The sequence below is a fragment of the Streptomyces sp. Je 1-4 4N24 genome, from assembly GCF_026239515.1.
GTDB lineage: Bacteria > Actinomycetota > Actinomycetes > Streptomycetales > Streptomycetaceae > Streptomyces > Streptomyces nigrescens.
This window is the reverse complement of record NZ_CP110836.1, coordinates 320,796-342,050: the sequence shown is the minus strand read 5'-3', so window position 1 is coordinate 342,050 and position 21,255 is coordinate 320,796. Positions and strand designations below refer to the sequence as shown.

The 21,255-nt window shown below is 69.7% G+C and carries 23 protein-coding genes and 1 pseudogene; 14 read left to right on the top strand and 10 right to left on the bottom strand.

What is annotated here, in order from left to right:
- Nucleotides 1-614: 614 nt before the first annotated feature.
- On the top strand, nt 615-1,022 hold the full coding sequence (locus SLV14N_RS01605) for a DUF3224 domain-containing protein (RefSeq protein WP_263273001.1): 408 nt from the start codon (nt 615-617) through the stop codon (nt 1,020-1,022).
- A gap of 9 nt (nt 1,023-1,031) precedes the next feature.
- Here the strand turns inward: SLV14N_RS01605 and SLV14N_RS01600 are convergent.
- Together SLV14N_RS01600 and SLV14N_RS01595 are read right to left on the bottom strand one after the other, a co-directional pair.
- Nucleotides 1,032-1,172, bottom strand: a pseudogene (locus tag SLV14N_RS01600) (IS5/IS1182 family transposase); the annotation flags it as partial.
- A 426-nt stretch (nt 1,173-1,598) separates the two neighbouring features.
- Complete coding sequence (locus SLV14N_RS01595; protein WP_263267658.1) at nt 1,599-2,225, bottom strand: dihydrofolate reductase family protein; 627 nt, start codon at nt 2,223-2,225, stop codon at nt 1,599-1,601.
- A gap of 430 nt (nt 2,226-2,655) precedes the next feature.
- Here SLV14N_RS01595 and SLV14N_RS01590 point away from each other — a divergent pair, with 430 nt between their 5' ends.
- From SLV14N_RS01590 to SLV14N_RS01570, 5 genes are all read left to right on the top strand, one after another.
- A complete protein-coding gene (locus SLV14N_RS01590) occupies nt 2,656-4,926 on the top strand; it encodes a helix-turn-helix transcriptional regulator (RefSeq protein WP_263267656.1) in 2,271 nt (756 codons plus the stop codon).
- Nucleotides 4,927-4,935: 9 nt separating this feature from the next.
- A complete protein-coding gene (locus tag SLV14N_RS01585) occupies nt 4,936-5,493 on the top strand; it encodes an XRE family transcriptional regulator (RefSeq protein ID WP_208679375.1) in 558 nt (185 codons plus the stop codon).
- A gap of 283 nt (nt 5,494-5,776) precedes the next feature.
- Nucleotides 5,777-6,097, top strand: coding sequence for a hypothetical protein (locus SLV14N_RS01580; RefSeq protein WP_208679374.1), 321 nt, complete (start codon nt 5,777-5,779; stop codon nt 6,095-6,097).
- A gap of 395 nt (nt 6,098-6,492) precedes the next feature.
- On the top strand, nt 6,493-7,119 hold the full coding sequence (locus SLV14N_RS01575; RefSeq protein ID WP_263267655.1) for a hypothetical protein: 627 nt from the start codon (nt 6,493-6,495) through the stop codon (nt 7,117-7,119).
- 196 nt (nt 7,120-7,315) lie between these two features.
- Nucleotides 7,316-7,588 carry a transposase gene (locus tag SLV14N_RS01570; protein ID WP_263267654.1) on the top strand — a complete coding sequence of 91 codons (273 nt, stop codon included), beginning with the start codon at nt 7,316-7,318 and terminating at the stop codon, nt 7,586-7,588.
- Between the two features lie 49 nt (nt 7,589-7,637).
- Here SLV14N_RS01570 and SLV14N_RS01565 read toward each other — a convergent pair whose 3' ends face one another.
- Nucleotides 7,638-8,402, bottom strand: coding sequence for a GNAT family N-acetyltransferase (locus SLV14N_RS01565; RefSeq protein WP_263273000.1), 765 nt, complete (start codon nt 8,400-8,402; stop codon nt 7,638-7,640).
- Between the two features lie 266 nt (nt 8,403-8,668).
- Nucleotides 8,669-9,889 (bottom strand): cytochrome P450, encoded by a 1,221-nt coding sequence (locus SLV14N_RS01560; RefSeq protein WP_263267652.1) that lies wholly within the window; start codon nt 9,887-9,889, stop codon nt 8,669-8,671.
- 309 nt (nt 9,890-10,198) lie between these two features.
- Between SLV14N_RS01560 and SLV14N_RS01555 the strand changes: the two genes are divergently transcribed.
- Complete coding sequence (locus tag SLV14N_RS01555; protein ID WP_263267650.1) at nt 10,199-10,696, top strand: GNAT family N-acetyltransferase; 498 nt, start codon at nt 10,199-10,201, stop codon at nt 10,694-10,696.
- A gap of 250 nt (nt 10,697-10,946) precedes the next feature.
- Nucleotides 10,947-11,687 (top strand): class I SAM-dependent methyltransferase, encoded by a 741-nt coding sequence (locus SLV14N_RS01550; protein ID WP_263267648.1) that lies wholly within the window; start codon nt 10,947-10,949, stop codon nt 11,685-11,687.
- Between the two features lie 133 nt (nt 11,688-11,820).
- On the opposite strand, the gene SLV14N_RS01545 is transcribed toward SLV14N_RS01550, so the two are convergent.
- Nucleotides 11,821-13,116 (bottom strand): MFS transporter, encoded by a 1,296-nt coding sequence (locus SLV14N_RS01545; protein ID WP_263267647.1) that lies wholly within the window; start codon nt 13,114-13,116, stop codon nt 11,821-11,823.
- 99 nt (nt 13,117-13,215) lie between these two features.
- Between SLV14N_RS01545 and SLV14N_RS01540 the strand changes: the two genes are divergently transcribed.
- Together SLV14N_RS01540 and SLV14N_RS01535 are read left to right on the top strand one after the other, a co-directional pair.
- Nucleotides 13,216-14,301, top strand: a complete 1,086-nt coding sequence (locus SLV14N_RS01540; RefSeq protein ID WP_263267645.1) for a helix-turn-helix domain-containing protein — start codon at nt 13,216-13,218, stop codon at nt 14,299-14,301.
- Nucleotides 14,302-14,590: 289 nt separating this feature from the next.
- Nucleotides 14,591-14,791, top strand: a complete 201-nt coding sequence (locus tag SLV14N_RS01535; RefSeq protein WP_078518720.1) for a DUF1918 domain-containing protein — start codon at nt 14,591-14,593, stop codon at nt 14,789-14,791.
- Nucleotides 14,792-14,890: 99 nt separating this feature from the next.
- On the opposite strand, the gene SLV14N_RS01530 is transcribed toward SLV14N_RS01535, so the two are convergent.
- Nucleotides 14,891-15,076: a hypothetical protein gene (locus SLV14N_RS01530; protein WP_263267642.1), complete on the bottom strand. Its 186-nt coding sequence runs from the start codon at nt 15,074-15,076 to the stop codon at nt 14,891-14,893.
- A gap of 92 nt (nt 15,077-15,168) precedes the next feature.
- Here SLV14N_RS01530 and SLV14N_RS01525 point away from each other — a divergent pair, with 92 nt between their 5' ends.
- Nucleotides 15,169-15,930, top strand: coding sequence for a MerR family transcriptional regulator (locus tag SLV14N_RS01525; RefSeq protein ID WP_263267641.1), 762 nt, complete (start codon nt 15,169-15,171; stop codon nt 15,928-15,930).
- Between the two features lie 24 nt (nt 15,931-15,954).
- Entirely contained in the window at nt 15,955-16,080 is a 126-nt protein-coding gene (locus tag SLV14N_RS01520; RefSeq protein WP_263267640.1) for a hypothetical protein, read from the top strand.
- 63 nt (nt 16,081-16,143) lie between these two features.
- Here the strand turns inward: SLV14N_RS01520 and SLV14N_RS01515 are convergent, their stop codons facing one another.
- Complete coding sequence (locus SLV14N_RS01515; protein ID WP_263267639.1) at nt 16,144-16,287, bottom strand: hypothetical protein; 144 nt, start codon at nt 16,285-16,287, stop codon at nt 16,144-16,146.
- 92 nt (nt 16,288-16,379) lie between these two features.
- On the opposite strand from SLV14N_RS01515, the gene SLV14N_RS01510 reads away from it, so the two are divergent.
- Nucleotides 16,380-18,245 (top strand): PE-PGRS family protein, encoded by a 1,866-nt coding sequence (locus SLV14N_RS01510; protein ID WP_263267638.1) that lies wholly within the window; start codon nt 16,380-16,382, stop codon nt 18,243-18,245.
- Between the two features lie 158 nt (nt 18,246-18,403).
- Here SLV14N_RS01510 and SLV14N_RS01505 read toward each other — a convergent pair whose 3' ends face one another.
- Nucleotides 18,404-19,480: an ISAs1 family transposase gene (locus SLV14N_RS01505; RefSeq protein ID WP_263267637.1), complete on the bottom strand. Its 1,077-nt coding sequence runs from the start codon at nt 19,478-19,480 to the stop codon at nt 18,404-18,406.
- Nucleotides 19,481-19,712: 232 nt separating this feature from the next.
- Nucleotides 19,713-20,210, bottom strand: coding sequence for a helix-turn-helix domain-containing protein (locus SLV14N_RS01500; protein WP_263267636.1), 498 nt, complete (start codon nt 20,208-20,210; stop codon nt 19,713-19,715).
- Between the two features lie 102 nt (nt 20,211-20,312).
- Here SLV14N_RS01500 and SLV14N_RS01495 point away from each other — a divergent pair, with 102 nt between their 5' ends.
- Nucleotides 20,313-20,957, top strand: coding sequence for a dihydrofolate reductase family protein (locus tag SLV14N_RS01495; protein WP_263267635.1), 645 nt, complete (start codon nt 20,313-20,315; stop codon nt 20,955-20,957).
- On the opposite strand, the gene SLV14N_RS01490 is transcribed toward SLV14N_RS01495, so the two are convergent.
- Nucleotides 20,944-21,072 (bottom strand): hypothetical protein, encoded by a 129-nt coding sequence (locus tag SLV14N_RS01490; protein WP_263267634.1) that lies wholly within the window; start codon nt 21,070-21,072, stop codon nt 20,944-20,946. The two genes, SLV14N_RS01495 and SLV14N_RS01490, sit on opposite strands and share 14 nt — an antisense overlap.
- Nucleotides 21,073-21,255 lie beyond the last annotated feature (183 nt).

Here is a 21,255-nt window from a genome sequence, read left to right as displayed (position 1 = left end):
CCGAGGTTCCGGTGTGCGCGGCGGCGGAGTGGTGCGAGTGGCTCATGCCATCGCCTTTCCCACAGACGAGGTCGGACGATGGTCGTCGCGTCATCTTCCGCCCGTTCGGCCGACACTGCGCGCCCGCCCATGCGCTGCGGGCTGCACCTGGAGCCGAGACGTCTGCCGTCGCCTTCCGACGCGGGTTGGGTGTGGCCGGCCGAGCACGGACAGGTCCTGGCTGGGCCGGTACGAGTTCGGCGGCACCCTCGGCTCGTACAAGCCGCACTTTTGGGCCGTCCAGGCGTGGGAGGACGTCCGGGGCGCCACCGGGACCACACTGCGTACGGCGCTGGACGACTTCCTGAAGGCTCTGCTGTGGTCGGGTCCTGAGGCCGAGCGACGCCGAGCACGTGGACACCGGCGTCTTCCCTTCCGAGGACGGCCTGTGGCGACCGGGGCCGCTCATCGTCCGCGGACCCCGCTGCACCCAGCTGGACAGCAGCTCGGTGAACTCCTCGAAGTTCGCGATCCACCGCCCTGGGCATGCCGCGTGGCGTGCATACGGTTCACGCAGTTGCGGCATTGGCGGACTGCTTGGTGGCGATGTCAGTGGTGCGGAATACGATCCGGGGATGCGAGCTTCAGGAACGTTCAAAGTTGCCGAGTTCACCCCGGCACCGGTGCCGAGCCCCGTGATCGAGACGGCACTGCCCGTCGGTGTCGCCACGATGGAGAAGCAGTACGAAGGCGAGGTCGTCGGCCGCTCCGCCACCTTGTTCACGGCCGCGTTCGACCAGTCCACCGGGACAGGGACGTATGTCGCGATGGAGTCCTTCGAAGGGACGCTCCATGGGCAGACGGGCGCCTTCAATTTTGCGCACTCCGCGACGACCCTGGGCGAAGGGAGGGAGGGCGAGTTCTTCGTCATCGTGCCGGCCAGTGGAACGGGTGCGTTGGCTGGGATCACTGGAACCGGCGGCGTCGTGGTCGACGCGGATGGCAGTCACCGGATCTGGTTCGACTACGAGTTTGGCCAGTAGTTCGGCGCGTCACGAGCGGAGCCATAGCCTGATCGCGGCGACGGTGACGGTGCCGTGGAAGACGTAGGTGCGTCTGTCGTATCGCGTGGCTACGGCCCGGAAGTTCTCAGGGCGGTTGATTGTTCGCTCGACTTCGTGGCAGCGCGTGTAGATCGTCTGCTTCAGCCGACCCCACTCGGCGCAGACGCAGACGCAACCGGCGCCGGGCCGCTGGGCCAACGGCGCGCGGCGTCTGCCGAGGAACCCCCGTCAGAGGAAATTGCTGACTATTGCCATGGTGGAAAGCTAGCCGCGGGTGCCGTACACGCGCACGCGAATATTCCGGCGCAGCCCAGCTCCCGGCCGACCTGAGCACGGGACGATGACCGACCCCGACACCGACACCGATGCCGACACCGACACAGACACCGATGCCGACACCGACACAGACCGACGCCGGTGAGGGCGACGACGCCCTCTTCGCCGACCGCTTCTGGCACGGACGTCTCTTCGGCGAGCCGCAGGGCACGCGGGGGCGATGCCCAAGACCCGCCGGTCACGCGTCGTCGGCCGTGACGAGGTATGTGTCGAGTGTCCTCACTCCTGCTCGTCGAGCATGAAGGATCCGTACTCGGGCTTCCCGGCACGTTCGTAGGTGCAGTACTGCACACCCACGCTGGTGGGGCGGGACTCCGTGAGCCTCCAGGCGGAGGGGGCGGCGCCCTCGCTGAAGAGGCGCTTGCCGGTGCCGAGGATGAGGGGGTTGACGAGCAGCCGGTACTCGTCGACGAGGTCGTGCTGCTGCAGGGTGCGGATGAGGTCGCTGCTGCCCTGTGTCATGATCACGCCGTCGAGTTGCTCCTTGAGCTGTGCGACGGACTCTGCGGCCTCGCCCTTCAGGAGATGGGAGTTGTGCCACTCCAGGCTGTTCCGGGTGCGCGAGGCAACGTACTTGGGCATGGCATTGAGCTTTACGGCGATCGGGTCGTTCTGGTCGGTGACGCGGGGCCAGTGGGCGGCGAAGATGTCATAGGTCTTCCGGCCGAGCAGAAGATGGTCCGTCCGCTCGAAGACGCCCTGAATGAGTTCCATGAAGTCGTCATCGACGTACGGGACCTGCCAGCCGCCGTGCTCGAAGCCTGCATCGACGTCCTCGTTCGGGCCGCCGGGTGCCTGCATGACGCCGTCCAGGGTGACGAACGCGGTGACGATCAGCTTGCTCATGACGCTGCCTTTCGGTGCGGAGACTGCCTGCACCCGTATTGACTCCCGGACCGGCGAGAACTCATCGCCCGACGCGCGACCGGCGGGTCTTGGGCTCATTCCGTGACCGGAGTCCCCCTACGCCGGGCTCGCCCGCGGTTGAGCGGAGTCGGACCGCTTCGGACCGGCAGGCGACGCGCTGACCAGCAGCGGAATCAGTTACGCCGCCGGCGGGGGGATCCGGCCGTAGACCCCACGCGGGGCCCCTGCGCCCTGACCTGCGGCGAGGATGGCCGCCCTGACCCGTGGCGAGGTTTGCCGCGCCGGCGCCGGCGTCGGCGCCGACGCCGACGCGGCGAGTGGCACCGCATCCCGCCTGCGCGATTGAGGTGCGTTCAATCGCGCGATCCAATGCGTGATTGGGGTAGGGTTCTTAGTGGAGGTGGACTCTGTGTCCAAGGAGAACGAGCTGTTCAGTGCTGTCGATGCGCTGCTGGAGCAGGTTGCACAGGATGACCTGCCAGGCCCGGCTGAGCGCAAGAGGCTGCGTGAGGCGGCGGGGCTGAGTCAGGCTCAGATCGCCACCGCGCTCAACGCCCGGCGTGAGGCGGTGGGCAACTGGGAGGCCGGCCGGACCGAGCCGCGGCCGCCGAAGCGCGCCGCCTACGCCCGCCTTCTGGAAGGCCTCGCCGCCCGCTTCCCCGCTCCCGACGCCACCGCCCCGGCGCCGACCGAGGCCCCGGCCGAGTCCACCGGCGCGCCCACCGCTCCGGGGCCTGAGGCTGTGCCCGGTGCTCCGGAAGCGGGGGACATGTTCACGGGCCGGGGTGATGCGCCTGATGTCATGCCTGCTCCGGCGAGCACGCACCGCTCCGTCCCGACTACGGCAAAGGCGCCTGCCGGGCGTTCGGCGAGCCCCAAGCCGTCGACGTCGCCGCGCCCGGCCCCGAAGAAGGCCACCCACAAGCTCGCCGCGGCGCCGGTTGCTGTCGACGAGCGGTTTGCGAACGGGCCGCTCGGCGTATTGGACGGCGACGGCTCGCTGTACTGCGTCGGCGGCCTGGTGCTGGACTGCCCTGCCAAGACGGTTCCGGCTTTGGTCGACTGGACCTTGTCGGAGGGGCAGTTGGGCGTGTCCCGGCTGCACCCCTCGGGCAAGGACGCCGACCCGCTGATCGTGCTCACCGCTGCGGCCGCCGAGCGCCTCGGTCTGCCGGAGCGGTTGGAGGACAGGCGGGGGCTGCGGCTTCCGGAAGACCATCGGGTCGTCAAGCAGCTCGCCCGCGCGAAATGGCAGCTGACCAAGCGCGGGTTCGGGCCGTGGGCCCGCATCTACCGGCCCGCCGAGGGCGGCCGGCGCCAGTGCGTACAGCTCGCGGTGCTGCCCTGGGGGGCGCTCGATTCCCGCTCGTGGGGGAGCACCGACGAGCAGGAGCCTGCCGACATCGCCCGCGTTCTCGGCACCTACGCCTCCCGTGTCATCACCCCGCGCGGCTCTACCGCCGTCTCCGGCCTGGAAGCGATGACCGCGCTGCGCCCGCCGACCCGCGCGGTCAAGGACGAGAAGACCGGCAGCTGGGTGTCCGGTCCGATGCCCGGCTCGCTGACCGAGCCGGTCGACCCGGCTCCGGCGGAGGCCCCGGACGAGCACCCGGTCGTCGCCGCCCTCTACCCCCGCGCCCACCAGCGCACCCCGTCCGAGGTCCTGGACGAGGAGGCGTACGAGTGGATCCGTGACCCGCAGCTGCTCACGGACGGCGAGTGCACCCGCACCTACGCGGTCGGCATCGACGTCAACACTGCCTTCCTCGCCGCCGCCAACCGCCTGGTCGTCGGCCTCTCGGCGCCGGTCCACGTCAGGGCGCCGGCCTTCGACAAGAAGACGCCGGGTGCGTGGCTGGTGGATCTGTCCGGCATCGAGCTCGACCCGCGCCTGCCGTCGCCGTTCACCCCGCACGGCACCCGGCCCGAGGGCCCGGCCTGGTATGCCACGCCCACCGTCGCCTACGCCCAGGAGCTCATCGACACCTACCGCCTGCCGGCCCGGATCCGGCCGCTGGAGGCGTGGATCCGCACCGAGTCCGGCCCGTACCTGGACCCCTGGTACAAGCGCATCGGCGAGGCGTACAAGGCGACCATGGCCGACCTCGGCGTCACCTCCGATCTGCCGGAGCCCGAGTTCCTGGAAGCCATGGCCCGCCACAAGCAGGAGGACCCGGCGCTCGCCGCAGTGCTCTCCGCCATCAAGTCGACGGTCAAGGGCGGTATCGGCAAGCTCCGCGAGCGGCCCAAGAGCATCAAGCACCAGTACGGCGAGCGGTGGCCGGCCCTGGAGCGCCCGACCTGGCGTCCCGACATCCGCGCCGCCGTCATCTCCGCCGCCCGCGTCAACATGCACCGCAAGATCCTCAAGACGGCGCTGGCCACCCAGCAGGCCCCGGCACCGTCAGGGAAGCTGATGCTCAGCCAGGACGCCCTGCTCCCCATCGCGTTGCTGTCCGACTGCGCCGTATACCTCTCCGACGGCCCCGGCCCGCTGGACTTCCTTCCGCACACCGCCGACGGCAAGCCGGCCCCCGGCAGCTTCCGGCTCGGCGTCTCGCCCGGCATGGTCAAGCACGAGGGCACCCAGGAGCTGCTGTGGGCCGTGCAGATGCTCGATGAAGGCCACAACCCCGCCCGCCACATCAAGGGCACCGACGCCGCACTCGACGGAGAGTAGGAGCACCTCGTGGGCATCCTCGGCGACAGCCTGGAGAAAGCCGCAGCCGCCACCGCCACCCGGCCGATCCCGAAGTCGGCCGGTGCGCAGATGCGCTTCCTGGTCAAGCAGCACAAGGGCTCCACCATGGCCGTCGCGCAGCTCCTGGGCGTCAGCCAGCGCACGGTGGAGCGCTATGTCAAAGCCCAGATCAAGCGGCCCCGCCGCGAGCTCGCGGCCCGCATGGAGCGCGAGGTCCGCCGCCGCTGGCAGCCGAAGGTGCGTCAAAAGGCTCAGCAGCGCGCCGCGTCCACCGATGGAATCACCATCGAGACACGCGCGCGGTTCGGATTCACCGCAGCTCCCGGCTCGACGGACGACGGGCGGATCCGGCTGATCACCCAGCACCTCCCGCCCGCCTACGCCGCCCGGCTCTTCACCGCCCAGGCCTCCGGCGCCACCGAGCAGCAGCTCCAGAACATCGCCGCCGAGGGCCTGCAGGAGATCTACTTCAAGGACCGCGGCCGCCGCGCCGACGGCCTCCTGGTCGAGTTCAGCGACATCGACTATGTGGAGCTGGACTTCTGAAATCGGCGCAGGCGGGGCGAGGGCCTGGATCCGATGAGCCGAAGCACGAGAGCTGTCACCAAGGCAGGCTGTCGTCACCGGGACTTGCGGACAGGGCGCGCGGGGCCGGAAGCTGTGCCAGTACCCGTGATCTGTGACGTTCTGTGACAGCGGACCGGTCGGTAGAGCTGGTGCGTCTCCCGGCAGTCACCCGAAACTCATCAGATCCTCGCTTCCGCAACCCACTTCGATGCCCCGGCGTCCAACTCCATGACGGACGGATGCCGGTCACCCGGGAGAGCACGTGGCGAAGAAGGACCAGACGACGGACGTGGCGAGGGAGAAGGACCGCGAAAGGTGGATGGCGCGTTTCCAGGTACGGCTGGCCATGCAGCCGGGCGTGGACCGGGCAGTCGTGCTCCAGGCGGTCAAGGACGTCACGGCGCACTGCGCGGATACGGGAGAGCATCCGCGGACTGCCTTCGGCGACCCGGACGCCTGTGCCGTGCAGGCCGCCGCGCGGCTGGTGCCGGCGGACCGGGCGGCGCGCGCGAGGCGGCACGACGCCGTGGTGGACGCGCTCGACTCCGTGCTGAAGAGGGCCGGAGACGTCGCCGGTCTGTGACCGGTTGAAGCGACTTCCGTCATGGGCCGGCGCACGGGTTCAGACAATGGCGGCGTCCCGTGCTACGGCGACTCACGCCTCGTGGCCGATGTCGGCGACTCACGCCTTGCGGCCGATGCTGGCGACTCGGCCCGCTAAATGTTGCTCGCACACTGCAGAACCGTTCAGTGCGCGGTGCGCTCGCTCGGCAGCGGGAAGGCTGCCCGGGAGGACGGTTGGCGCGCCGGCCCGCCGCCGCCCATGGGGGTGAGGCGTTGCGACGTAGGCCCCTGCGGCAGCGTTCGGCCCGGAAGCCCCGCCAACCGGGCGGGGCTTCCGGGGCGGCCCGGCATGGCGCCGCGCCTGGGCACGATGTCCCCGGATGCTGAGGGCCTCGTAACCATGCAGGAGGGACCATGGGCGACGACCACCCCAGCCTTCGAGAAGCCCGGCAGTCGACATCCACTGGTGCGGGCCAGGACACCCCCGGTCAGTCGGGCGTCATCGGCATCGCGCTCGCCGCCGTGCTGACGGCCGCACTCGCGCAGGGTTCCTGGCAATGGTTCTCCACATACGTCGGGGTGACGCTCCTCGCGGTGATCTTCTCCTTTTACCGACTGCCGGCATGGAGGCCCGGCCTCGGATCTGCGTACGCACGGAATCTGGCTGCGTATTCGCTGGTCGTCGGTCTGTGCGTAGCGATCACCCTGGCCCCCATGCTGCAGCGCTGGGCGTGGCTGTTTCCGATGCCGGGAACTCGTGACGCATGTCCTGAGCTGGGCAGATACGAAGCCATCCGGGCGGCGGCCGAGCTCGCGAACCTGGCTGGTCGCGGCAGCGCCGCCTTGGCTCAGGCGCAGGCATCGCAGAGCCGTATTGCTGTTGCCGACTGCCTGGCGCACACTACGACCCTCTGGCTGCCGGTGTACGGGGCCGGGGCGGCGGTACTGGTGGCTTTGGGCGCATGGTCCCTTGACCGAGGCCGGGCGAGAAAGGAAGCGGCTGCGGCCACCCCCGAACCTCATCCTCCTCGCCAGGAATGAGCAGGCGCGCACACGCGAACCGGACCGCAAGGAGTGGCGGCCGGGGCAGCCGTCGGCGCATGACAGGGCAGCCCCACCAGGGCCCGTCCCGCGCTCCCTGCACCGACCGCCCCTACTCACACACTTCCGGCTCGGCTCAAGTCCGGCTCTGCTCAGTGCAGCATTGCTCAAGTCCCGTGCGAGATGATCTCGGTCTGTGATACGCGGAGATCTGACGGATACACAGTGGGCCCACCTGGAGTCGTTGTTGCCCAGGCGCAGGAAGCCGGGCCGTCCACCTATATGGACCGGGCGGCAGTTGATCGACGGCATACGGTTTTGTACCCGCACTGGCGTCCCCTGGCGGGATGTGCCCGAGCGGTACGGGCCTCGCCTCAAAAGGCACCGCGCCGTGGCCACGCGCTACGACAAGCTCGCGGTCCGCTACGAAGCGGCTGTCCTCGTAGCGGCCATCAACGAGTGGCTGTGACCAGCGCCGTTGTGAAGAGCGGGCAGACGGCTTGTGGAGTTCGGGTGGTTCAGGGGTTGATGGTGTGTTCGGTGAACTGACCGCAGGAGCGGAAACCCAGGCGGCGGTAGATGGGCTCGCCGTCGGCGGACGCCTGCAAGACCGCGATGCGGTGGTCTCGGTCGCGGGCGGTGCGGAGTGCGGCGAGCGTGATGGCGCCGCCGTAGCCACGTCGGCGGTGGGCGGCCAGAGTGCAGATGTTGTAGATCCCGGCAACTCCCGCGTGATGAAACACTTCGGCCGAGCAGACCGGGCGGCCCTCCATGTAGCCGACCAGGTACCGGGCCGGGCAGCGTGCGGCCAGTGCCTGCGGGGCGGCCTGGGCGAAGAAGCGACGGACGGTGTCGGCGAGCGGGGTCCAGTTCGCAGCGAGAACTGTGGCGTAGTCGGCGAGCTGTTCGGGCGTGGCCACCGTCTGGATGTCCAGTCCTTGGGTGGCGGGCAGCGGCAGAGTGTCGTCCAGCTCGGCCCACATGGCCGTCTCGCGTTCGGACGCCGGCAGACCGGCCGCCGTCAGGCGGGCGGTGAGGTCCGGTGGCGTCGAGGCAGGACCCACCCACCAAGAGAAACGGCGGCCAGTGTGAGACAGCGTCCGAGCGGTCTCGGTGATACGTGCCGGTGCGGTGGCGGCAGTGAAGCGAGCCGCGGCAACGATATTGAAAGTGTCGTCGTCCAGGCCGCTGTCGGCGACCAGGAGGTCACCAGTCTCTGTGACGGCCGCACCGGTCATGCTCCGATGCAGGTGACAGGCATGTTCCGCCAGGTTCCGCTCCATCCTGTCTCTCAAGCCGGCTTCATCGAGATGATGGGCAATCATGGCGAATGACCCAAGCATGACTGGGCGAAGGTCGCACGCGAATATGGGTCGTCCGTCGACGGTGTTGCGCTGACGACCATCACCTTCGATACACGCCCTAACTGTCGGCCCCCAGCTTCCGCCCCCCAGCCGTCGGCCGCCACGACATCGCCCGCCCGGTCACTGCCGCCGCTCTGTACCAAACACGTGCCGCGCCCTACGCCGCCGAAACGTGGCCGACGTACTCACAGCCCTCCGGCTTCTGGCCAGATGACCGGGAGGGCTGTGGGCCCGGCGTCGGTCTGTCCGCCGGCCCAGACGAGGTCGTTGACGGGAACCTGGAGCCGCAGGCCCGGCAGACGGCGGGCGAGGGCGCCGAAGGCGGCGTCGAGTTCGATGCGGGCAAGGGCGGCGCCGAGGCAGTGGTGTGTTCCGCGGCCGAAGGCCAGGTGCGGGCTCGCCGGTTGCCGTCCTGGCAGGAACCGGTCGGGCAGGGGGAAGTGCCCAGGATCGCGATGGGCTGCCTCCAGCCGTACCAGCACCAGGTCCCCGGCCGCGATCGAGGCGCCTGCCAGCTCCACGTCCTGCTGGGCCCAGCGCGGAAAGGGCTCGGCGGTCACCCCGGCCTGTCGGCGCAGGACTTCTTCCACGGCTGCCTCCCTGCGTGCGGGGTCATCGGCGATCGCGTCGAGGTGCTGTTCGCCGATGAGCTGGATCACGCCGACCGCGATGGCGTTGCGTGTCGAGACGTAGCCCGCGGCGACCAGGGTGGTGGCCATGGCGACGAGCTCGTCGTCGCTGAGCCGCCCGTCGTCCGCGTCCCGCACCGCGATCAGGCTGCTGAGGAGGTCGTTGCCGGGAAGACGGCGCCTGGCGGCGACCAGTCCGGCGGCGTATTCGGTCAGTTCTTTCCACGCCCGCACCGCCGCCGCCACGCTCTCCTCCTGGTCGGAGGCGACGAAGTCCGCCGCGCCGACAGCGTCAGACAGCGCCGCGAAGCGTTGACGGTCCTCGGTCGCCACGCCGAGCAGGTCGCTGATCACCCGCAACGACAGGGGGTCGGCAAGCCCCGCCACCAGATCGGCAGGTGGGCCGGCGGCGGCAAGGTCGGCGACGAGCCCGGTGGCCAGTTCCTCGATGCCCGGACGGAGCGCGGCGACGCTTCGAGGCGTGAAGGACTTCGTCACCAGTCGGCGCAGGCGGGCGTGGGCCTCGCCGTCCTGGAAGAGGGTGTGCTCGCCGGCGGATTCGGCGTGGGGCGGGGCCATGCCGAACCGCAGGTCGGAGAGCACCGTCGCCGCCGCCTCGTACGAGGTGACCAGCCACGCGCGCTGTCCGTCAGGTGTGATGACGGGCGCTACGGGCGCGCCGGTGCGCAGCTCCGCGTACTCCGGGGGCGGTACCAGCGGGCCGGGCCGCTCGAACGGCAGGGTGCGGATGGCGCTGGGCGTGGCGGGTTCGTTCATCTGCGGCATCTCCTGGGGTGCGTGTCAGCGTGGGCTCGTATGCCCCGGGTACGCGGGTACGCGGGTACGCGGGTACGCCCCCCAGCGGACACGTTGACGTCGCGACAAGGTCAACCCTGCGCCCGCTCCTTGGCCCAGAGGAAGATTGCCGCGATGTACAGGGCCGGGCGATGTAGAGGGCCGGGCCATGTGGGGGGCGGCTTGCCAGGTGCGGACGGTCTTGCCGAAGCCCGGTGGTCGTCCGCCGGTGGCGTCCGCTTCGCCTGAATCATCCTGCGCCGACCGGCTGCGGCTGTAGCCTCGGCCCTTATGAGTTGGCTGCCTGACGACTTCGTCCACCCCGTCCACGTGCCCGTGCCCGCCACCGCGCTTCACCTGCGGCCTATCCGGGAGGCGGACACCGCGCTCGACTACCCCGCCGTGATGGGCTCCCGAGAGCGCTTGTGGGAGATCTTCCGCCCGGCCTGGGCTTGGCCCAAGGAGACCATGACCTATGAAGAAGACCGCATCGACCTGCTGCGGCACGAGAAGGAGATAGCCGCGCACCAGTCGTTCAACTACGCGCTGCTGAACGAGGAGGAGACGGCGATCCTCGGCTGCGTCTACATCGACCCGCCCGAGCGCACCGGCTCCGACGGAGAGGTCTCCTGGTGGGTGGTGGACGACCTCGCCGGCGGCGAGGCGGAGCGCGCTCTCGATGCGCTGGTTCCGCAGTGGATCGCCGCCGACTGGCCCTTCCAGCAGCCCCGTTATCTGGGCCGCGACATTACCTGGCAGGACTGGCTCGCGTTGCCGCGCGCCTCGTGACACGTCCGAGGCCGTAACTGGAGCGGGTCTTTGAAGACTGGATCGGGTCATTGAAGGACGGTCTGATCGTTGTGTGGACGTGCCGTTGACGGGACGCATTCCCGGTAGGCGCGGATCGAGCGTGGTTCCCTGACCGGCCGCCGCGTCGCGGCGGCCGGGTGGCGCGATCACCGGATCTTCAAGGTGTTGGATCACCTGGAAGTTAAATCCACTCGACAGCACGCTTCGGCACCCGGCAAAGTGGCCGCCCGTGACGAGCAGTGAGCTGTGGACCCGTGCGACCGCCGACCGCTACGACGCCGAGGAGACCGAGAACTCCTCGGCCGCCGTTCTCGGACCAACTCTCGCCTTCCTCGCCGAGCTCGCCGAAGACGGCCGTGCACTGGAGTTCGCCATCGGGACCGGACGAGTGGGCGTCCCGCTCCGGGAGCGCGGCGTGCCGGTAGTGGGCATCGAACTGTCCGAGCACATGGCAGCGGTGCTGCGGCGCAAGATCGACGAGGACAGGCTCCCGGTAGCCATCGGGGACATGGCTACCACCGTCGTCCCCGGCGAGTTCACCCTGGTCTATCTCGTCTACAACACCATCACGAACCTGCTCACGCAGGACGAGCAGGTCGAGTGCTTCCGCAACGCCGCACGCCATCTGGAGCCCGGAGGCCGATTCGTCATCGAGCTGGGCGTGCCGCCGCTGCGGTCCCTGCCGCCCGGCCAGGTCGCGGTGCCGTTCGACGTCTCTGAGCAGCATCTCGGCTTCGACACCTTCGACCTCGTCGAGCAGATTCTCGTCTCGCACCACTTCACCCGCGACGGCGACGACGGCCGCTACCGCCGCGGCAACTCCCGGCACCGGTTTGCCTGGCCGGCAGAGCTCGACCTGATGGCACGGATCGCTGGGCTCGAGTTGGAACGTCGCGTCGCGGACTGGGACGGGGCGCCGTTCACCCAGGACTCCGCGAAGCACATCTCCGTGTGGCGCAAGCCAACCTGAGGCCGGCCACGGGGCCGTCAACGCAAGCCGTGCCTGTCTTGATACTCCTAAGCGGCTTCGCGTCAAGATGCCGGACGAGGCGGCGGTACTTGTCGTGGTCATAGCCGCAGTGATCCAACCACCTTGTCCGCCGCTAGTTCACACCGTCGCCGGACGCGATTGCCGAGCTCGTGGGCCTGTTCGTGCCTGGCGGCAGCGGCCGCTGGGCCGTTCCCTTGTCCTGCTCGACGGTTCCGTGATCCTTCTCGATGGCAACGGCGGAGGCGGAGACGAGCGTCGCAGCGGCGAGGCTGCCCCAGAGGGCGGTCGGGCCGTGGGGGGCGAGAGCGGTGATGACCGTGGGGGAGACGGCGAGGCCGAAGCCGGTGGAGAGCTCGAAGCGGGCGAGGGTGCGTCCCAGCACCTGGGCCGGGGCGAGGGCGGTGACGAGCGCGGTGGCGCTGCCGGCATAGATGATCTCGCCGAGAGTGCAGACCACGGACACCGTGGCGACGGTCGGGGCACCCCAGCCGTCGCCCAGTGAGGTGGCCGCGAGGAAGCCGAGGTAAGACGCGGCGAGTACGACGCCGGCGAGAGCCAGCACGCTCCGCCGGGAGAAGCGGGACATCAGGACGGTGACCGGAACCTGCAGGGTGACCACCAGCACCGTGTTGGCCACGAAGATGGCTGCCGACCACACCGGGGACGCGTGCAACTGCGTCACCAGGACCAGAGGCAGTGCGATTTCGGGGACGTTGAGGCAGAAGACGTAGACCACGTTGGCGGCCAGCAGCGCGCGCATCCGAGGTGCGGGCCCGTCGGCGCCGTCCTCGGCCGGGGTGGCGGCCGGACGCGCGTGCAGGCGGACCGACCACGCCAAGGCCGCCGCGGCGAGATAGGCGAGCCCGGTGACGGCCGCCAGCGCCTGCAATGCGGTGGTGCCGCCCGCCAGGCATACGGTGGCGAGGAGTGCGCCGAGGCCCAGGCCGGCGTTGCGCAGGGCGCGGCCTCCCGCGAGAGCGGCGTCGCGTTCCCGGCCATGGGCGACCGTGGCCACGAGAGCCGCGTGGGCGGCCGGCCATGCCTGGTTGCCGATGCCGAGGAAGAGCGCCGCCGTCCCGAACAGCCAGATGTGCCCCGCCGGGGTGGCCAGCAGCAGCGCCACGCCCACCACCCGCACCAGCATCGAAGCCGCCACGACCGTGCTGCGTGCGCCCCGGTCCAGCCATCGGCCCACCGCGGGCATGCACACCAGACCCGCGACGATGCCGACCGTCATGGCGATGCCGGTGGCCGGCGCGGACAGCCTCAGCACCGTCACCCCGTAGAGCAGCAGAAAGGGCCGCAGCAGGCCGGTGCCGAGCGCGTCCACGGCCAGGGCGGCGGCATAGCGGGGGCCTCCGGAGGCACGGACGAGGGCGCGAGGTTGAATCTTGGTGGTGGTTGACATGGCGGTTACGGTGCGTTCGGCGGCCGGGCTGGGCACGTCGGTTGACGGACACCGTCAACCGACGCCGTCGCCGGCAAACCGGTCAGTGATGCTGAGGGGATGACGTTGAGGATCGACATCAGCGGCCTGCCGTCCGAGCGACTGCGATTCGCCGCCTCACCGCTGGCCGAGCTGACCGCGATGCTGCACGTGCTAACCGAACCCGGGCACCATCCGCAGTTCGCCGGCTGGGCGGGCGATGTCCGGTCCGGGCTGCGGCCGGAGCTGTCCGAGCGGTTGCGGGAGGCGGAGTTCCTCTGGCGTTCGTCACAAGCCGACTTCCTGATCCCCGCACGACCCCGGGCGACCCTCGCCGAGGAGCTGGACGACGTGGACCGGATCGACGACGAAACGTATGTGACCGCCGCGCTCGTCACCACGTGCGGCAGCAACCGGGTCCACTTCGCCGCGCCGTCGCCGCTCACCGACGCCGCTGCGCGCGAGCGTGCCCTGGACCTGGCCCAGGCGCGCGGCGCCCGGCAAGAGGCCTTCACGGAACGGCTGCTCGCGGACCCGGCCGCGGTGCGGGCGCGGGTGCGCCACACCCTAGAACAGTGCGCCGAGGCCTTCTTCGACGCCGCCTGGGCAGGCGTCGCCGTGCAACTCGCCACCGACCTGCGCCTGAAGAGCGACCTGCTGAAGCACCAGGGCATCGGGGCGGCACTCGCATCGGTCTCCGGCGCGGTCACCCTGGCACCGGACGGCGACTGCATCATCGTGGACAAACTGCAGGACAAGGCGACCGCCGCCCACGGCACCGGGGTCACCTTCATCCCCAGTGTCTTCGGCAGCCCGCACCTGGTGGTGGTCCACGCGCCCGGTTGGCAGCCGGTGGTGCAGTACCCCGTGGCCGAGCAGAGTCCCTCAGAGCCGGTATCGCTGGAAACGGTCACCCTACGGCTGGAGGCACTCGCGCATCCGGTACGGCTGCGGCTGCTGCGCACCCTGGCCCGCGGCCCGCACACCACCGGTGAGCTGGCCCACGCCTGGGAACTTTCACCCCCGGAGGTCTCCCGCCACCTCGCTGTCCTGCGCCGCGCGGGTCTGCTCACGGCACGGCGGCACGGTCGGTACGTCCGGCACACCCTCAATCTGCCCGATCTGACGGCGCTGGGGACCGACCTGCTGGCGGCCGTACTGCGCTGAGTGGCTTCGGTCTGCGCCGAAGCTGATGAAGGCGGTTCCTTGGCCTCCCGCAGTGAGACGGCCGGGCGGCTAAGGCAGCCGGGCCGCCGGGGCGGCCGAGGCAGTAAACCGGCTCTGCGGCTGTCGCCTCATGGGCACCCCACTCGTACCCCACTCGGCGAGAGCCGGCCAATACGCCCCTCAGCCGACCGCGGGGAGAGCCGAATTGCGTACACAATCCCTTACGCTCTGCGACAACGGGTGATGCCGACAGTCAGCGGTGTCGCAAACGGCAGAGAGGAACGCAACGATGCACGCCTCCAAAGGGGATCGCCTCGTGATGCACGGTCGGGTCGTGGGCAAACACGATCGGGTCGTCGAGATCGTCGAGGTCCTCGGCCCCAACGGGACGCCGCCCTTCCGCGTAAGGGCCGAAAACGGCCACGAAACCATCATGTCCCCCGGACCGGACTGCATGGTTGACCATCGCAAAGCATCCGACCCCGCCTGACCGATGAACGCCGCCTCCCTCCGTCACACCGCGGGAGGATGGAGCGCGGCGGAGATGATTGTGGAGGCGTCGTCCCTTCCCCTCTTGGACTCTGACTGTTCAGAGCCGAACGGGCCCAAGGGCGACGCCGTCCGCGTGCACACGGAGCTCCGCCCAGGTGCCGTCCACGGACTCCGGCGGTGGAGTGGCCAGGTCGAGCAGAAACTGCGAGTCACCCACCTCTGGGACCGCGGCACCGATGTCGGCTTGCTCATCGCCGGGGGACTGGGCGGGGCCGGAGATCATGGGGCTGGGCTTGAAGTTGTCGCTGCGGCAGCTTCTACCGTCCTGAACAGGGCCGGAGAGCGGCCCGGTGAAGCACTCGTGAGGAGGCGGCGATGGCCTGGCCGATTGCGGAGGTCGCCCGGATGTCGGGTGTGACGGCCCGGACGCTGCGGCATTACGACGAGATCGGTCTGCTGCCGCCGGCCCGGATCGGCACCAATGGTCACCGCTACTACGAGGAGCGCGAGTTGCTGCGGTTGCAGCAGATTCTCGTGCTGCGGGCGCTGGGACTGGGGCTGTCCGAGATCGGCCGGGTCCTGGCCGCGCAGGTCGACGAACTGGAGGCGCTGCGCGGCCACCACCGTCGGCTGCTCGCCGAGCGCGACCGGCTCGACGCCCTGGCCGGCACCGTCTCCCGCACGATCACCGAACTGGAGCAGTCGAGGAAGGACGGTAGACCCATGACAAGCATCAACCGGCCGGAGAACCTCTTCGAGGGGGTGGAGCCGGCTCAGTACAGGGAGAGCCTGCGTGATTTCCCGGAGCTGGCAGGGGACATCGAGCGGCGTACCTCGGCGATGAGTGAGGCGGAGATCGAGGCCGGGCACCGCAAGCGCACGACGCAGATGATCCGGCTGGCCGAGCTGCTGGCCGCGGGTACCCCTGCCGACGCCGTACCGGTGCAGGCCGAGATCGATGCCCAGTACCGGGCGCTGGCCGAACTCCGGGCAGTTTCGGCCGAGGAGTATCGCGCGATCGGGCGTGCCTGCGTGGACAACGAGCAGTGGTGCGCGGCGTACGAGACGATCGCGCCGGGCCTGGCCAAGTATCAGCGCGATGCCATCGAGGCGTACGCCACGACCCGGCTGAGCTAAGCGGACCGGGGCCGCATCGACCGAATGATCACCGACCTGATCCGCACCCGCGACGTCCTGGACGAAGTCATCACCACGGCCTCGGCCGACCCGCCGGCCTCCGCCGTGTCCCGTGCCGATACCACCCGGCCACACCGCGGACCGGCTTGATCAACCGAGGCCACCCAACCTTCGAGACCGTCACCACCATCGGCTCCTTCGGGGAAGTTCGCGCTACACGGCGGCCGGGTTCCTCGCGAAAGCGGCCACATTGCGCGGGCACCGCATGAGTTCGCCGAAGTCCGGGCCGTACGGCGCCTCGTCTTCCGGGTACTCCGGATCGGGTTCCCAGTCGTCCGCCTCCTGGACCTGGTACATGAAGCCAGTGAGATCGTCCGGGACGCTGAAGGGTCCCTCTGCCGCCCCAGGCCGCGTGGCGTCCAGTGATTGCCTTCGAAGCCGAGCCGGCTGTGGCTGTGCAGACCGACCGGCCGGACCTGGTCGCCGAGCTCAACACTCAGTGGCACCGACTCGCGGGCAAGGAAGGGATCCTCGGTGAGGACGGTGTGTTCCTGATCAATGTCGCCGGCAACGGGACCGGCTGCGCGCCCAGCGGCTGGACGCGGGTCCGGCTCACCGCCCGATGGGACCTTGCCGGTGTGCTGGGGGAGCGGCCGGGCCAACCGGAATTCCTCACGCTCTCGACGGACGGCAACACCCTGCTCGGGGCGACCACCGAGGAGGACGAGGTCTGGCTCGTCACGGTGGACCGGATCAGGGAGCGGCAGGAGGCTGCCGCGCAGACGAAGGCTCAGGAGTCCCCGGAGGAGCGGGCAGCCGCCTGGGCATTGCTGCTTCGGGGGCCGCGTCCTACGGGCAGGCTGCGCGAGTTGTGGGCGCATGGGCTGGCACTCAACCCGTCCACGCCCGAGGACGTACGCGCGAGGCTGCTGGGTCTGTCGCACTTCCTTCTGTGGCGCCACTTGCCCACCGCCGTCGTGGAGGCGGCGATGGTTCACCCGGAGTGGAAGGTGCGGGAGCTGCTGGCCGAGGCCCAGCCGAACATCACGGCTGAGCAGTGGGCCCGTCTGATCCTCGGCGAGGAGCACCCCCGCCGCCGATGGGTCCTCACGTTGCTCGCGGCGGACCGGCGTGCGGAGCTCACCGAGACCGTCCATGAACAGCTGTCGGCCGACTCTTACGCACCGGTCCGCGAAGAGACCGTCCGTCTGCCCGGACTTCCTCCGCGCACAGTGACCGCGCTGGCTGCCGACCCTGACCCGGCCGTGCGCGCCATGGTCTGCGCGAGGGCCTGGCCTCGCCTGGAGATCCCGGTCAGGCGCAATCTCCTGGGTGACCTCCACGGCAAGGTCCGTGCGGAGGCACTCCTCCAGCATCACCAGGACCACCCGATGCCCCGGTCGGTCTTCCACTCCGAGGACCTCAAAGGCCGTGCCGCGCAGACCTGTTGCCTGGAGCGTGACCTCGCCGAGAACCTGGCACGCCACGGCACTCCGGCCCAGCGCTGCGCCCTCGCCGGCAACCCGCACCTGGACCCGGACCTCGTCGCGCTCCTCGCCCGGGACCTCGACGAGAACGTCCGCTCCGTCGTGGCCACCCGCCCCGATCTCACCGAGGAGCAGCGGTCCGGCATCCAGATCGACTTCGACCCGCGCGGACACCACCACGCACTCCGTTGGGTCACCGCGCTGCACGACGACACGGACGCCATGCGCCGCCTGGCCGCCTCGTCCCACCCCCTCGTGCGCAGAAGCGTCGCCCGTGCCAAACGTCTCCCACCGGACGTCATCGAACGTCTCGCCCAGGACGAGGACCGTGTCGTCCAGCTCTTTCTTGCGGAGTCCTGCGACGACGCACCCGCCGAGATGCTGCTCCGGGTGTGGCAATGGTGGACCGGCAGCCTCAGTACCCCGGACCGCCCCCGCGGCCATCCGAACTTCCCCCGCCACGGCCTCCTGCGCTACGCCGAGGACCAGAACCCGCGTATGCGGCAACTGGCCCTTGATGACCCGGAATCGACGCTCGAATTGGTGGAGCGATTCAGCCGGGACACCGAGGTGGAGGTACGGCTGCGGGCAGCGAACGACCCCCGGCTGACGATCGCATCGGCCGTGCGGATGCTCGACGACCCGCACGAGCGCATACGCCACGCGGCGGCCCTGCACCCACAATTGCCCGCCCGCGTACTGGTCCAACTGCTGCGTGACACCGACACCGCACAGACTGCGGCGCGGCACCCGGCGCTACCCGTCGCCATCATGGAGCAGATGATCCAGTGGCTCCAGCCCCCGACCAGCGCCACCCCGAGCCCTTGAGCCGGTCGGCCGCTGAGCCCACCGCTGCCGTCTCGCGCACTGACCCGTCCCTGTGTGTGAGTGCCTGGGCGACGGCGGGGGCGGCGAGTGCGGAGTCTCCTGTGGTCCCTCTCCTAGGGGTAGGGCTTCGGCGTAGTCGCGTGATGTCCATTTCGTGATCATGTAAGCCCCAGGAGGGTGAGCGGGCGTCGCGCGTCGCGGGCGTTGCGACGCAGGCTGGCCGCGATGTTCGTGACGCCAGCCAGCCGCAGGGCTCCGATGGCCAGGTTGCGCCAGGTCGCCATCGCTCGCGGCGTGTTGCCGGTCCGCAGTTGTGAGGCGTCCTCGGCGAAGGTGGTGTCCCGGATGTGGTGCAGGGCCTCCACCTTCCAGTGCTCGCGCACCAGTGCTGCCAGCTGTGCGGGTGTCGCCTGGTCGGCGGTGAGGCTGGTGACGGCGTAGACGGTCTTCACGGTGGTCTTACCGGTCTTGCGGTCGGTGCGGCGGCGCTTGATCTGGACGGCTTGGCGGGCGCCGGGGAAGAGCAGGTTGTTCACGCTGGCCACCTTGATCCGGCGGATTTCGGTGCGTCCGTGGCCGCTGCCCCGGGTGCGCCCTTGGAGCGGGATCTGCTGCCAGGGCAGGGACTTCAGCTGCTTGCGCAGCTTCTTCTGGTTGCTCTTGACGATCACGATGTACTGGGCGCCGCGGCCCAGTAGATACGTAGCGTGCTCGCGCTGGGTGTGCATCGCGTCGCTGGTGACCACCACGTCGGCCAGGTCGGCGACGGCCTGAAGCAGAGGCTGGAAGCAGGTGATCTCATTCGTCTTCTCCTGCACGTCGAGCTGGGCCAGGACCAGGCCGGTGGTGTGGTCCAGGGCGGCGAGCAGGTGGATTTTCCGGCCCTTGGCCTTGGCCGCCCCGCGCAGGCTCTTGCCGTCCACGGCCAGACCGTGCAGTCCGTCTGCTCTGTGGGGGCGGCGGTCGGCAAGCCAGCGGCCCACGGCCTGGTCCAAGGCGTCGCCATCGATCGGGGCCAGGAGTCGGCGAACCGTCGATTCCGCAGGCAGCAGCCGCTTCGGACACAGTGGATCGGCACGCGCGCCAACAGCTTGGAGCACCTGGGGCGGAGCGTCGGCGATCCACTCGCCGACCGCCAGCAGCGATCTCGCCCCGGCCAGTACCGCGCACGCGGTCAGGGCGAGCGCGACCACCAGAGTGTGCCGCACTCCGCGCGGATCACGCGGGTCAGGCACCTCGGCCAGCCGTTCCAGCAGGCCCGGTACTTCTCCGGGTGGTCGCGGAGTTGGTCAAGAGCGGGCGAGATCGGCGATGATGCGTCGGCAGGCACGGTCTTCCACTCGGATCATGGGGCATCGAGAACTCCATGATCTTGGGCGGCCGTGCCTGTCACGTTCTCGGCTGTCTGTCGTGCCAGATTTGTGCCAGGTTTTCGCTCTGCCTCAAGAGGAAGGCGCCCCTTGGCGATCAGGACGCCTCCGCGAGGGCGCGTTCGTAGGCCGCCTGTAGGACTGTTGAGGCCAGCGGGCGGTCGGGGCGCGGGCGGGGGGTGCCCAGGTGCACCTCGCGGAGTTCGTCCATCAGGTCTTCCCAGAGAGATGGCCCACCCTCCTCCAGCAGTCGTGCGCGGACGGTCAGTTCGGGTGTCGTGGGGCGGTGCCGCATTCCCCAGGAACCGAGCGCGACCATGATGGGGACGGTCTGGATGCCCGCCTCGGTGAGGCTGTAGGTCGCGCGTCGCCCTCGCCCGGTCTCCTCCTGCGTGAGGAGACCGCCGGCGAGGAGGGCCTTGAGGCGGCTGCTGAGGATGTTCGACGCGATTCCCTCCTTGGAGTGAGTGAGCAGCTCGCGGAAGTGGCGGCGTCCACCGAAGATCACATCGCGCAGGACGATGAGACTCCACTGGTCCCCGAGTGCCTCCACTGCCGCGTTGATCGCACACCCGGACCGCGGTTCGTCTCGCATGCCCACCTCCAGTGATTGCATTCTGCCACCACCAAGCCTACGCTCATCCCCGCTGGTGATTGCAGTTCGCAATCAGGCCCATCGAGGGTAGGAGGCCACGCCATGTCCCGTGTGAGGGTCCACAACTTCTCCGTCTCCATCGACGGCTTCGCCACGGGTGAAGGACAGAGCCTCGATGCTCCGTTCGGCCACGCCGGCCATCGACTCCACGAGTGGTTCTTCCCGACCAGGACCTGCCAGCAGATGCAGGGCAAGCCGGACGGGAGCACCGGGGTCGACGAGGCTATCGCCCGCACCTGGGATGCCGGCATCGGGGCGGAGATCATGGGCCGCAACAAGTTCGGTCCCCAACGCGGGCCGTGGGGAAACCATGAGTGGAACGGCTGGTGGGGGCCCAACCCGCCCTTCCATACCCCAGTGTTCGTACTGACCCACCATCCCCGCCCCTCGGTGGAGATGGAAGGCGGCACCACGTTCCACTTCATCGATGCCACGCCGCAGGAGGCGCTCCATCAGGCGCGCGAGGCCGCAGGCGGCCTGGATGTGAGGATCGGCGGCGGGCCGACCACCATCCGCCAGTTCCTCGCCGAAGACCTCATCGATCACCTGCACATCGCCGTCGTCCCGGTCGTCCTGGGCCGTGGCGAGCGCCTGTGGGCCGGACTCGAAGGACTCGAGAAACGCTTTCAGGTCGAGTCCGTAACAACCCCCAGCGGCGTGACGCACATGACCTTCACCCGGCCGTAGCGCCGGCCGAGCGCGAGCGGTGGTCCGGCACCTGGACCAGGGCCTGCACCAGCGTCGGCAGGCCCGGCAACTCCTCGACCGGGCCGGGCAGCACGACGTCCTCGCACTGGCGCATCAGCGCGTCGATCAGGATCTGCTACCCGCCGCCTCGCCACCGCAGCTCGCCCCGCCGCCCGTCTCACCTCACGAGAACGCAGAGGCACTGTTCTCGGCTGACCGCTGAGCTGGCAGATCGTCACGAACTGGACGTCCTACGACTACGCCGAAGCCCTGCTCCTAGGGGTAGCGGAAAGGTCCC

Excerpts from the sequence above, each read along its gene's own strand:
- SLV14N_RS01605 (WP_263273001.1), top strand. The coding sequence starts at position 615 with ATGCGAGCTTCAGGAACGTTCAAAGTTGCCGAGTTCACCCCGGCACCG.
- SLV14N_RS01595 (WP_263267658.1), bottom strand. The coding sequence starts at position 2,225 with ATGAGCAAGCTGATCGTCACCGCGTTCGTCACCCTGGACGGCGTCATG.
- SLV14N_RS01575 (WP_263267655.1), top strand. The coding sequence starts at position 6,493 with ATGGGCGACGACCACCCCAGCCTTCGAGAAGCCCGGCAGTCGACATCC.
- SLV14N_RS01565 (WP_263273000.1), bottom strand. The coding sequence starts at position 8,402 with ATGGAGCGGAACCTGGCGGAACATGCCTGTCACCTGCATCGGAGCATG.
- SLV14N_RS01560 (WP_263267652.1), bottom strand. The coding sequence starts at position 9,889 with ATGAACGAACCCGCCACGCCCAGCGCCATCCGCACCCTGCCGTTCGAG.
- SLV14N_RS01555 (WP_263267650.1), top strand. The coding sequence starts at position 10,199 with ATGAGTTGGCTGCCTGACGACTTCGTCCACCCCGTCCACGTGCCCGTG.
- SLV14N_RS01545 (WP_263267647.1), bottom strand. The coding sequence starts at position 13,116 with ATGTCAACCACCACCAAGATTCAACCTCGCGCCCTCGTCCGTGCCTCC.
- SLV14N_RS01540 (WP_263267645.1), top strand. The coding sequence starts at position 13,216 with ATGACGTTGAGGATCGACATCAGCGGCCTGCCGTCCGAGCGACTGCGA.
- SLV14N_RS01535 (WP_078518720.1), top strand. The coding sequence starts at position 14,591 with ATGCACGCCTCCAAAGGGGATCGCCTCGTGATGCACGGTCGGGTCGTG.
- SLV14N_RS01530 (WP_263267642.1), bottom strand. The coding sequence starts at position 15,076 with ATGATCTCCGGCCCCGCCCAGTCCCCCGGCGATGAGCAAGCCGACATC.
- SLV14N_RS01525 (WP_263267641.1), top strand. The coding sequence starts at position 15,169 with ATGGCCTGGCCGATTGCGGAGGTCGCCCGGATGTCGGGTGTGACGGCC.
- SLV14N_RS01520 (WP_263267640.1), top strand. The coding sequence starts at position 15,955 with ATGATCACCGACCTGATCCGCACCCGCGACGTCCTGGACGAAGTCATC.
- SLV14N_RS01515 (WP_263267639.1), bottom strand. The coding sequence starts at position 16,287 with ATGTACCAGGTCCAGGAGGCGGACGACTGGGAACCCGATCCGGAGTAC.
- SLV14N_RS01500 (WP_263267636.1), bottom strand. The coding sequence starts at position 20,210 with ATGCGAGACGAACCGCGGTCCGGGTGTGCGATCAACGCGGCAGTGGAG.
- SLV14N_RS01495 (WP_263267635.1), top strand. The coding sequence starts at position 20,313 with ATGTCCCGTGTGAGGGTCCACAACTTCTCCGTCTCCATCGACGGCTTC.
- SLV14N_RS01490 (WP_263267634.1), bottom strand. The coding sequence starts at position 21,072 with ATGCGCCAGTGCGAGGACGTCGTGCTGCCCGGCCCGGTCGAGGAGTTG.